We start from the raw sequence: 10,468 nt of genomic DNA, 5'->3' as shown, positions 1-10,468 counted from the left end.
CACCCAGCAAATGGCGTCGGGGATCTCATGCCTTGGACTGCCGTGGGTTGAGAACACCGCTTACGGAAGACGCAACTCTTGGACTTGAACGCCTCGTAACCGACCCGTCCTCCGTCCGTTTTCTCGGCTCAATCATATCCGTTCAGGGCGTCGCTCGTGAAATCGCGCCGCCGCCGCTCGATCGGGAACTTCCCCGACGGGTGATTACCATCATCGATGGTCAGCAGCGGATTTGCACCATCATGGTGCTGAATGTTCTCTTCCACGATGCCCTCGCAAGGCTTGTCGGCGCATTGGAGGACAGTGACGACCCAGGCGTCGCTAGTTTGAGGGAGGAAGCCAGAGATTTTCTGGACGAGCTATCGAAGACGTTTCAGTTCCAAGGGCGCGGATCGCAAGAACTGTACCGCTTGTATCCCCGTGTCGTCCGCGCTCTTGAAGACACCTGGGCTCGTACAGCCGCCCATGCGAACTACACATCTCCCATCGCGCGATTTGTCTGGTCGTATATCGAATTTCGCTATGGCCCGGACGATGGTGATATTGCCGAAGAGTTCGAGTACGATGGCCTAGATGCTCACGGCGATCCGATCGCCGGGCACGAAGCTCTATTGGCTGCAATCGAGAGTCTTCGGGAGCAGATCAATCAGCTGGCCAAGGATGAGCACGAAACGCTCAGCATTCCTGCGATCGAAGACATCGTCAGAGCAGACGGCCACGTAGTTGCGGAACTTTGGCCCAACCCGCTTACGGCACCGGTCCTCGAATTCCTTGAGAACAAGGATGCGGACGACGATTTTTTTGACGAGTGCCAGCAAGTCGTCCGCTTGCTTGCTTTGGCTCGTTACGTGAACTTTCGGCTCGCTGCGACCGTGATTGACGCTTCCAAGGAGGACTACGCGTTCGACATGTTCGAGGCACTCAACACAACGGGTCAGCCGCTAACTGCGTTTGAGACTTTCAAGCCGCGCGTAATCGAGTTCGAAGGAGCAGCAGGCTATCCGGCGTCGCCCACCAAGGAGGCCATAGACCGGGTTCAGGACTATCTCGACCGCTTTAGAAAAGCGGAAGAACGGTTATCCGCTACAAGCACGCTGCTCATCCCATTCGCGCTGGCTGAAAGCGGCCGAAAGCTCGAGAAGCATCTGAGCCAGCAGCGCCGGTATCTGCGCGACCAGTTTGATGCGGCTGCAACGCGACCAGCCAAGCGTGCGTTCGTCAAGAATCTTGCAACGACAGCAACATTTGTGGGTTCAGCCTGGCGCCCCCGCAGCGCCCGGATTTCAGCCGCGCTGATACCCGGCGATATATACTCGGATGACAATGCGGCGTTCTGCCTCGAGGCATTGCGATCAATCCGCCATGAGATCGTGCTCGCTCCACTGTCTCGCTTTTTCGCTGCTTACGAGGCTGCGGCAGCGAACGAACGCGCACAAACGGCCGAAGATCTATTTGGAGCGGTGAAGGCCATCACGGCTTTCTCAATGATCTGGCGGGCCGCAAAGGGCGGAACTGCGAACATCGACAGCGTCTATCGAGATCTCATGCTACGCGGAATTGGCGGATTTCCCGCGATGAAGCGACAAGCCGGCGTCGACGTATCACTGACGAACCTCAAGGCAGCTCTTGCCGCACGGCTTGTTGAAGAAGGCATCACACGGGCAAGCTGGGTTCGAGAGGCCGGTCAAGCGCCAATCTATAAGGTTGGCCAGAACATCACCCGATTTCTGCTGATTGCCGCGTCTCACGACGCTGTGCCTGAAGGTCACACAGGACTAATCGAAAAGGGCCGACGCGGGTCCAACCCGCTGCTGACACGCGACCATTGGATCGACGACGATATGCTCACTGTTGAACACGTCGCACCGAATGCCGCCCACGGTGTCGGCTGGCCCGAGGACGTCTATGATGACAGCCGAACAATCCAGCGCCTGGGTAACTTCGTGCTACTTCCCCAGCTTGAGAATAACATCTTGGCCGATCGCGGTTGGGCCGAAAAACGAATCCTTTATCGTATGTTCGGCGCAGATCGTTTAGCGGCGGCCAGACAGGCGCTCGCGGACGGTCGAGCGATCGGTTTCAACCCCGGCAACCGCGCGGCTGAACTCGTGGAGGAGGCAAAGGTGCTTCCCATGTGCCAGGCAATCAGCACATTTGCGGGCCCTTGGGACACAGCTTTCATCGGCCGTCGCTCTACTCGCCTCGCCGAGCTAGCCTGGGATACCATTTACCCTTGGATTTCTTCAGTTCGACCTCGCCCCCTCGCGCGTCGCAGAGGCCGGCGATAAGCAGAGGATCACGATCCGGATTTTTCGCAGTACATTATTTGTGACAGATCACGCAGCTGCTGGACCCTTCGTCGATGCCATAAATATCATCGACGGTCGTAGCGGTGTTAGCCGACAGAGGGTTCACTCGGCGATTGCGCAACAGGCGCTCGCGTCGCTTCTGATAGTCGCTCTTTATCTGCTCGACCCGTGCCGGTTCGATGAGCTCCATCAGGCTCTCGCCTTGACTCCACGTGAAGGGTGACCCGTCGCGGAGCGCAGTTTTCTCATAGTCGACGGCCTCGGCGAAGCGATCGGGGTGCTCCTCAAAAAGGCGAACCCATTCGATCTTCTGCTGGAAGAAGCAGAAGGTGCAACCCGATCGCGACCGCCACTGATAATATTCGGGCTCGCCAACGTCGGCCTGGTCAAGGATCTCGAGAACTCCCGGCCGATCGATGCCCGCCTCTCTCAGGGGGAGATGCACTCTCATGTTCGGATGGGTCGCCTGATAGCCCTCACGGCTTGGTTCGTCCGCGCGGATCGCAACGTAGGAATGGACGATGGTGCCCCCATCCAGATCATCACGTAACCAATGTTCCAAAGGGCGCAGCTTGAGCTGCCGGGTACACCACCGCGTCCGCGGCGACGGGAGGAAATTGCCATATTCCTCAAGCCAGAAATCGAAATCACGATCGGGATTCAGCCGCTCAATCGGGCGACCGAGGAAGCCTTCCAGTTTATCGAGGAACTTGTAGACCTCGGGCAGCTCCTTGCCGGTATCGGTAAAGAAATATTCGATCGGCAGATCTGACCGATGCTGACGCATATAAATGGCAAGAGCGGCGCTGTCCCGGCCGCCCGAAAGGCCCAGAATATGGCGCTCCTGGTTCATGCGGCTTCCACTTCGTCGTCTGTTTCAGCCGCCAGCATCGCGACAGCGCGAGCCAGAGCAGCAAGCCGAAGTCGACCTGTTTTGTCGTCAGCACGAAGATCGGCGACGACACGGTCCGCCAGGCTGGCCGCTGCCTTCTTCTCCTTGTCGTTCAGGACGAAACTACGCAGCAGCGGGGGAGTCTTGGGATCGAGCCCGACAACCAAGGCCAAGGCTTCCGTATGGGATTGGCGATCCCGCACGACCGCGAGCGCCTCAAGCTCCCTGAAACGCCGCCCAAACCGAGCGATCTCCGTCAGCGCCTCCTCGCGGTCACGATCCGACCAACTCCGCGCCGGTCGGTGCAGAAGAACGCTCACCAGGCTCTCAAGGTCGCCCGTCCCTTGCTCGATCGCCGCGGCTCTGTCCGCGAAAGCATCAAACGCATAGTCATTGGTAAGGCCCTTGACGGAAGCGACGCGCTCAGAAATCCCGCTGAAGGATTTGACCTCAACGCCCAGCGCGCGAGCGAGCGCCTGGCGCAATTCGCCAAGTAGGTCGGGATAAGCGGCCTCGCACGCCAGAAGCCCCTCATAAACGAGATCTGGTGTCAGTCTTTCACCGAACGCCTCGGGCAAAGCATCGAAGAGAAGCGCTTCAGGATCTTCAGCCTTCACGACCACACCCCGCACGGTGCGCGCGTCGTCGTTCAACCGATGCGTTCGCTTTGCGAAGGCGGACAGGGCCTCGAAACGCTGGAACAGCGCCGCCGCGACAGGAAGCGAACCCTCACTCGCCTCCGTTACGAGGCGCTCAGCCAACCCGCTCAGGAACGCAGTCTCCCGTATCGAACGATCGATGCGTCGCAGGCGGAAACTACCGGGCTTTTGCAGCAGCTTGTCGACAACGACGTCATCGATCGCAGTCTGATAGACACCGTCGATATAGACGGCGACGCTGTCACGGCGGGCCAGCATGTAGGCGAGCGCCAACACCGGCATGACCCCCGCTTTCAACCCGAAGGGCGGCAGAGCCCATTGCTTGAACACCGCATCCAGCCCGTCGGCACCATGCGCGTCGAGCAAATCCCATGCCGGTTGGAGTGAACGTCCCTCGTCGCTTTCATCGGGCTCGCCAAAGGCGAAAGCGCCCGACGCCACCTGATGATGAAGACCAAATGGCTTCAGCGTCGTCAGATACAGGCCGAGTTCGGCCGGATAGCCGGTGATGCCAAGATCCGCCTCGGCAAAGCGGTTCACCATCGCATGCGCCAGGTCACGTAGCGCGGCCATTGCGTTCGACGATGGTTTGTCGCGCTGGAGCAGTTCGCTCTTGAGGATCGGAGCGGAAGGATAGCCCGCGTCGGCAAGCACGCTCGCAACCACCGCCAGCGGTTCGCGCACACCCTTGTTGGGAGACGGTGCGAGAAACCAACGCGCCGTCTCCAAGGCTGCTTCGAGCGTTCGATGAAGCTGGTCGATGCACAGCGACTGCCGCGCAGCTATCTCTCGCCGTGCGATGCGATCGCCCTCAAGTTGTGGATGATCGCGAATGACCCTCTCAACGGCCAACAGTTCGGCGGCCGTCGAACGAAGCGCAAAGCTGTCCGCTGCAGCCCCGATCGCGATAATTCTTCCCGCGCCTTTCAATTTCTTGGCGGTGGATTTCGCGAGCGCATCGACGTCTGACGGCTGCAACGATCCGTCGGACAGCGTCAGGACGAGGAGCCCACTCCCACGCGCCGGCCGATTGACAAGGGAAGAGGCAAGTTGCTCTGCGGTGTCGTCGGCGCCGACGATCTGCAGGGCAATCTCGAACGTCCGCAGCGCACCCGTCAGAAAGTAGTGGCGCTTCGCCGTTGCAAAGCCGAAGCCAACCCGCTGCGGGATTTCTTCGAGCTGTTGATTTCCGACGGGCGCAATCGCGTGCCCGATGGCGTCTTCGAGATCGAAGTCGCTCCCGGCGAACAGCGCATAGCCTCCGAGGCGCGGTTGACGAATGAGGACCGCCCAATCCAGCAAGTCTTTGATCGCCGCAGTCCGAGCCTCGTGAGGAATGCTTGGCAGGGCAGAGGCGAGAATGTCATCTGCCAGCGCCAAGCCGGAGCCGTTCCGGAAAAACTCGATGACGGCAGCAGCCTTCGTAAGCGCGACATGATTGGCCCCTCCCTTAGCGCCCGCACGCTCGATTGCCTCAAAGGCTAGGCTGAAACGGCTGCCGTCCGGTCCGCTCGCAAGCGCCATCCCGAAATTTGCTGAGAGATAGTCCCACAGCATCGAGGGGTCGTAGGTGCCGCCACCGATTTCGGTCGCTGAGAGGAACTGCTGAAACCCCGCCGGCTCGGCCGAGCTCAAAAACCCGAAGACGCTGCGCTCATTCTGAGCGAAGCGCGCGCGCGACACCGGACCGAGCAACAGCGCGGTCACCGGGTTTAAAGGCCATGTTTCCGCCAGAGCCCTGGCAAGCGCCGGGACCTCGGTCGGCCGCCGCTTTGCAATCGCTTCCGCAACTTCCGCTGCCTCGGCCTGTGCCGTCGATGGTGGGTCGCTTGCGATCGCCCGCCCGAGCAAGGCTACAGTTTCGTCCGCGCCGCTGAGAAAGGCGATATCTTGATAGCGACCTTGGACCTTCGCCCACTCCTGGCGCGCATCACGCGCCGCACGAGCGGCATATTGCTCGAATGACTGGTGGAGGATCCCGATCACGATGAGGCGACCATCGCTGCGGGAAGCCCGTTCCGCGATGTCCTGAAGCAGATGTACGTCCCCGCCCTCAAGGGCCTCGTGCTCCAGCATCTTGCCAAGCTCATCGAGGATGAGAAGCGTTCCGCCTGCCGCCTTTCCTGTAGGTGCCAGCGCGCCGATCAAAGCGTCGTCACTGGCTCCGAATTTTTCTCGTGCCGTCTCACCCCATTCGAAGGTGCTCGCAGCGGCATCGGCGATCGCGTCGCGCAATCGAACTCGGCCACCAGTGACCGCAACAACCTTCCAGTCCCCCACGCTCTTAGGAAAGGCCTTCGCATACAATTCGGCCAGTGCAGGGCCCGCCAGATCCCTGGCGATCTTGCGATTGGCGCGTGCCCCAGCCACGAGGTTCGCCAACAACAGGGCAGCGCTGGATTTCCCCCCGCCATAGGGTCCAGTCCAGGTAAAAGCACCCTGATGGCTTTCGATCTGACTTTCTGCGAGCAGAGTCAGTGCTTTGGCCACCGTTGCCTGCAGCACATAACCAACGAGCGGCGGCGTACCGTTGAGATCGGCGTCCAAGCGAGCAGAGCGTGCGAACCTTCGATCGATCGCGACTTTGGATGACAGGAGGGTCATGCCGCGCTCCTCCACGATCCGCGCCTCGGATAGGCGGCGGGGATCAAGGCCGTCGTATCGACCTCATATTTTCGCTGGATCTGGCGCAAACCGGCCGTATCGACCCACTGCCACGCGCCCTCGGTCACGTCATCGATGCGCATGAGGCGCGTGATGACGCTGTCCTCGTCGAGCTTGAATACCCGGCCGGGCGAGCCGGGCGAATAGCAGATCTGTTCCGCCGTCATCGTCGTCGCACCGCCGCTCCGCTCCCAGAAGCTGCCAAGGGCGTAGGCGAACACGGCATCATGGAGTGTCGGCTTGGGACCGCGGACGAATTCGTACCAGCCGCCCAGGCGGGCTTCGCGGATGAGCGCGAGTTCCGCCAGAAGGGGTTCCGCAGCATCCTCACTGAAAGTCTCGCCCCTCCTCACATAGCTGCGCAGGAAAACCTCTATGTCGCGCTTCAATGTGCCGCGTGTCGCTCGCCACCCCCGGACGCTGACCACACCGAACAGCTCGTCGAGAAGCGTGGCCGGATCGAACTCAATCGCGTTCAGCACATTGAAGGCGTAGTAGGTGGTCGTGGCCCTCCCCTGCGAACTCGCAATATGCCAATGCACGAGCCAAATCGTCGCCGCTTGCTCCAGAAATGGGTCGAGACCATCATCGGCGAGAATGGCATGACCGAGCACTGTCGGTCGGATGATGCGATCGGCCTCCTCGAAAAAGCCCGATGCGGTCGCCCAATAACGCATCGAAACGGCCATGTTGCGCCCGACGCCAAAACGGGCGATAGCATCATGTTCCTGGAATGTTCCAATGGGGGCCTCCGCTCCCACCGCATCATAAGCTTTCTTCAGCCACAGGAGGCGCAGGGGAAATGTTTCATGCCCCGCAAACTGCACCTTCGAATCAAGTTTCAAGCCATCCCTCGTCATGAGGGAAATCTACTGGTGAACCTCTCCAGTAGCAAGGTGAGAACGCTCGATACCATCCGCAATCGCGTCGATTGCCGCATCGATCTCCACAGCTGTCGTGTAACGATTGCAAAAGATGCGAATGACAGATCGCGCTTCTAAATCAGAAAGTCCAATGGCTTCAAGTACATGAGATGACTTTATCTGACCGGCGGTGCATGCCGAGCCGGTGGATAACGAGACACTTCCCGCCACGATCGAGCAAACGGCATCTGCATCGATCCCGGCAAGGCTGATCGCTGCACCACCGGGCACCGTAAGAGCTTCCCGGCTGACCGGAACGAGGCGGATTTGCCGATCACGAAGACCCCTGAGCAGTCTGGATAGGAGAGCTGAGCCGTGATCTTGATCATCGGTCAGGCGCGCACGGGCTACTGTGGCGGCCGCTCCGAAGCCGGCGATGAGTGCAGCTGGTTCGGTTCCCGGCCGGACCCCCGCCTGCTGCCCGCCCCCGAAGAATAGAGGTTCGGGTTTCGGCGCCGCCGCCGAGATGTAGAGCGCACCGATACCCATAGGCCCGTAGCATTTGTGAGCAGACAAGCTGAGATAATCGACATCAAGCTCGAGAACATCGATCGCAACCTTGCCTCCACCCTGGGCTGCATCACAGTGAAAGAGCGCGCCACATGCGTGAGCAATCTCTGCAGCTTCCTGGATCGGCTGAATCACGCCGGTTTCGTTGTTCACGAGCATCACTGACGCCACTAGGACGCTATCGTCCATGAGTTGCCTGAACGCTTCAAGATCAAGTCTACCGTCTCGATCGACTGGCGCGCGTTCTATGATGAAGCCCCGCTCCTTCAATCGCTGGGCGGGCTCAATCACAGCCTTATGCTCTATTGTAGAGATCACGACCCGCCGACGGGTCGGCTCCAAGTCAGCAAGTGTCGCTGCCACGCCCATTACAGCGAGATTGTTCGCCTCGGTAGCACCGGAGGTAAAGACGATCTCGCCCGGAGCGGCCCCGATCAGACCCGCCACGGCAGCGCGCCCCTCCGCAATAACACCGGCAGCACGTTCTCCCGATAGGTTGGGCGAGCCGGCATTGCCCGGCATATCCCACACAGCGAGCATTGCTGCCCGCGCCTCGGGAGCAAGAGGCAATGTGGCAAAGCCATCAAGGTAGATGGGATTGGCGTTCATGGCTTGTTCCTAACGCAGAATGTTCTGCGTCGAAACCGGGAAATTGGCCCAACGAGCAAACCTGCTTTCCCCAGTTGAGTTCCGCCCCCTCAACGATCCCATGGCCCGCCTCAAACTCGTCGCATAGCCAATGTTCACACTATGTCCGGCAAATCGTTCTATTCCGGCCCCGGCAAGCTCAGCCGCGTGGCCGATCAACCACGCTTCGAGATCGTGCGTGGTGTCGGCTTCGAGATGAAATTGCAGCGCGAGGACATGAGGCCCGATGGCAAAGGCTTGGTTCGCGACCGGGGTGGTGGCGAGCAGTTCAGCGCCGTCAGGCAGGTCGAAAGCATCGCCATGCCAGTGAAGCACCGGCATGTCCGCCAGATGGTGCAGCGGCCCTTTTGTTCCGGCATCGGTGAGCGCGACAGGTGCGAATCCTATCTCCTTGACGCCAGTGGCAGCAACCTTTGCACCGAGCGCGGCGGCAATGATTTGGGCACCCAGGCAAATACCGAGAACGGGCAGGCCCGCGTCCAGTCTGGCCTTGACCATGTTACATTCGGTGTTGAGGAACGGATAGGCATCGGTCTCATAGACGCCAATCGGACCGCCGAGCACGACAAGCAAATCAGATTCCAGCGGATCCAGGCGGGCGAGACCGCCCGCAGCAACATCGACATATTCGATGCAATATCCGGCTTCGGCAATCGCCGGCTCGAAGGTGCCGAGGGTTTCAAAATCGACATGCCGGATGGCGCGGACCGTTCCGGTCATAGGGTTCCTACTCCTGTTGCGGCACTTTCGCGTTGAAGGCAGGCGAGCGCGTCCGCGACCTGTCTCTTCACGCCCTGGGACAGAGGGAGTATCGGGCGCGGCGGTTCGGCGCTGGTCAGACCGAGAAGCCCAGCGATCGTGTAGGAAACGCGCAAACTCGAATGCTGCTCAAACAGATGCCAGAACGGGGCCAGCATCCTGTCGAGGCAGTGCGTTTCGTCAGCTTCGCCCCGTTGGGCCGCGCGAACCAGCTTCAGGCAAATATCGGGAAGGATGCCAGCCAGCACGCTATGCCAAAGATCGGCCCCGGCGATCATCGTCGCCGCAGCGGTCCAGTCAGTGCTGCACCCGATCGAGAAGCCTTTTGAAGCTAGCGCGCGCTGTTCGGCAAGATGTCCCGCAGCGTCGTCGGCCGCCCAACCGGGATTCTTGACGCCGACGATCCCGGACACCTTGGCGAGACGGTCGATCAGCTCTGGCGTGAACCGAAAATGCGTCGTGCCAGAATTGTCATAAATGCAGATAGGAAGACCGCTTTCCCCAGCTACGGCCGAGAAATGCTCGAAGACCTCATCATCGCTGAGCGGCGTGTAGGAAACGGGCGAAAGCAAGCCCACGCTGGCGCCCGCCGCCTTGGCATGTTGGGCAAGGCGCACCGCATCATCGGTCCGAAGCGCGCCCACGCCCACCAGCACAGGAACACGACCCCCTATTTCATCGAGCGCGGCTTCCAATGCCTGCTGCCGTTCCTCCGGCGACAGATACATATAGGCGCCGGTGCTGCCGAGCAGGCCGATGGCATCCACCTTTGCATCGACAAGCCGGGCCACCAGGCGGCGAACCGCGGTGAAGTCGACATTGCCGGAAGCATCGGCGGGCGTGATCGGATAGGCTGCAAGGCCCGTTGGCAAGGTCATTTCAGGCTCTCGCGGTTTGAGGTGGTTGCGAAGGGGAAGCCGATGATCCGCAGTTCCCCGCAGGCTTCAGCACGGGTCCGTTCCAGAACGGCGAATATCTCAGCCGTCGCCTCTTCTGCAGCCTGGGCCAAATCCTTGCCCTCGCAGAGCCGGGCAACCAATAGTGCCGTGAACAGATCGCCCGTGCCGCAGGGCCGGATCGGCAATCGGGAATGCTGAGCGGCGG

8 protein-coding genes are annotated in these 10,468 nt (G+C 60.5%); 1 reads left to right on the top strand and 7 read right to left on the bottom strand.

Annotated elements, in window-relative coordinates; genetic code table 11:
• Positions 1-47 precede the first annotated feature (47 nt).
• Positions 48-2,288, top strand: coding sequence for a GmrSD restriction endonuclease domain-containing protein (locus PYV00_RS23865; RefSeq protein WP_275230838.1), 2,241 nt, complete (start codon positions 48-50; stop codon positions 2,286-2,288).
• Positions 2,289-2,322: 34 nt separating this feature from the next.
• Here the strand turns inward: PYV00_RS23865 and PYV00_RS23860 are convergent, their stop codons facing one another.
• From PYV00_RS23860 to PYV00_RS23830, 7 genes are read right to left on the bottom strand one after another with little or no spacing between them, the layout of a single operon-like run.
• Entirely contained in the window at positions 2,323-3,162 is an 840-nt protein-coding gene (locus PYV00_RS23860) for a phosphoadenosine phosphosulfate reductase family protein (protein WP_275230837.1), read from the bottom strand.
• Entirely contained in the window at positions 3,159-6,464 is a 3,306-nt protein-coding gene (locus tag PYV00_RS23855) for a hypothetical protein (protein ID WP_275230835.1), read from the bottom strand. Before PYV00_RS23855 ends, PYV00_RS23860 begins: the two co-directional genes overlap by 4 nt.
• A complete protein-coding gene (locus tag PYV00_RS23850; protein ID WP_275230834.1) occupies positions 6,461-7,384 on the bottom strand; it encodes a DUF4007 family protein in 924 nt (307 codons plus the stop codon). Before PYV00_RS23850 ends, PYV00_RS23855 begins: the two co-directional genes overlap by 4 nt.
• Before the next feature lie 9 nt (positions 7,385-7,393).
• Positions 7,394-8,566: a cysteine desulfurase family protein gene (locus PYV00_RS23845; RefSeq protein WP_275230833.1), complete on the bottom strand. Its 1,173-nt coding sequence runs from the start codon at positions 8,564-8,566 to the stop codon at positions 7,394-7,396.
• A gap of 9 nt (positions 8,567-8,575) precedes the next feature.
• On the bottom strand, positions 8,576-9,325 hold the full coding sequence (locus PYV00_RS23840; protein WP_275230832.1) for a glutamine amidotransferase: 750 nt from the start codon (positions 9,323-9,325) through the stop codon (positions 8,576-8,578).
• Entirely contained in the window at positions 9,322-10,242 is a 921-nt protein-coding gene (locus PYV00_RS23835; RefSeq protein ID WP_275230831.1) for a dihydrodipicolinate synthase family protein, read from the bottom strand. The genes PYV00_RS23840 and PYV00_RS23835 overlap by 4 nt, the downstream gene beginning before the upstream one ends.
• Positions 10,239-10,448, bottom strand: a complete 210-nt coding sequence (locus PYV00_RS23830; RefSeq protein WP_275230830.1) for a hypothetical protein — start codon at positions 10,446-10,448, stop codon at positions 10,239-10,241. Before PYV00_RS23830 ends, PYV00_RS23835 begins: the two co-directional genes overlap by 4 nt.
• Positions 10,449-10,468: the final 20 nt, after the last annotated feature.

It is taken from the genome of Novosphingobium album (ex Liu et al. 2023), from assembly GCF_029076845.1.
GTDB lineage: Bacteria > Pseudomonadota > Alphaproteobacteria > Sphingomonadales > Sphingomonadaceae > Novosphingobium.
This window is presented reverse-complemented; position numbering and strand designations above follow the sequence as displayed.

Bases quoted from the DNA above. Each gene is read 5' to 3' on its own strand.
- PYV00_RS23860 (WP_275230837.1), bottom strand. From the start codon at position 3,162: ATGAACCAGGAGCGCCATATTCTGGGCCTTTCGGGCGGCCGGGACAGC.
- PYV00_RS23855 (WP_275230835.1), bottom strand. From the start codon at position 6,464: ATGACCCTCCTGTCATCCAAAGTCGCGATCGATCGAAGGTTCGCACGC.
- PYV00_RS23850 (WP_275230834.1), bottom strand. From the start codon at position 7,384: ATGACGAGGGATGGCTTGAAACTTGATTCGAAGGTGCAGTTTGCGGGG.
- PYV00_RS23845 (WP_275230833.1), bottom strand. From the start codon at position 8,566: ATGAACGCCAATCCCATCTACCTTGATGGCTTTGCCACATTGCCTCTT.
- PYV00_RS23840 (WP_275230832.1), bottom strand. From the start codon at position 9,325: ATGACCGGAACGGTCCGCGCCATCCGGCATGTCGATTTTGAAACCCTC.
- PYV00_RS23835 (WP_275230831.1), bottom strand. From the start codon at position 10,242: ATGACCTTGCCAACGGGCCTTGCAGCCTATCCGATCACGCCCGCCGAT.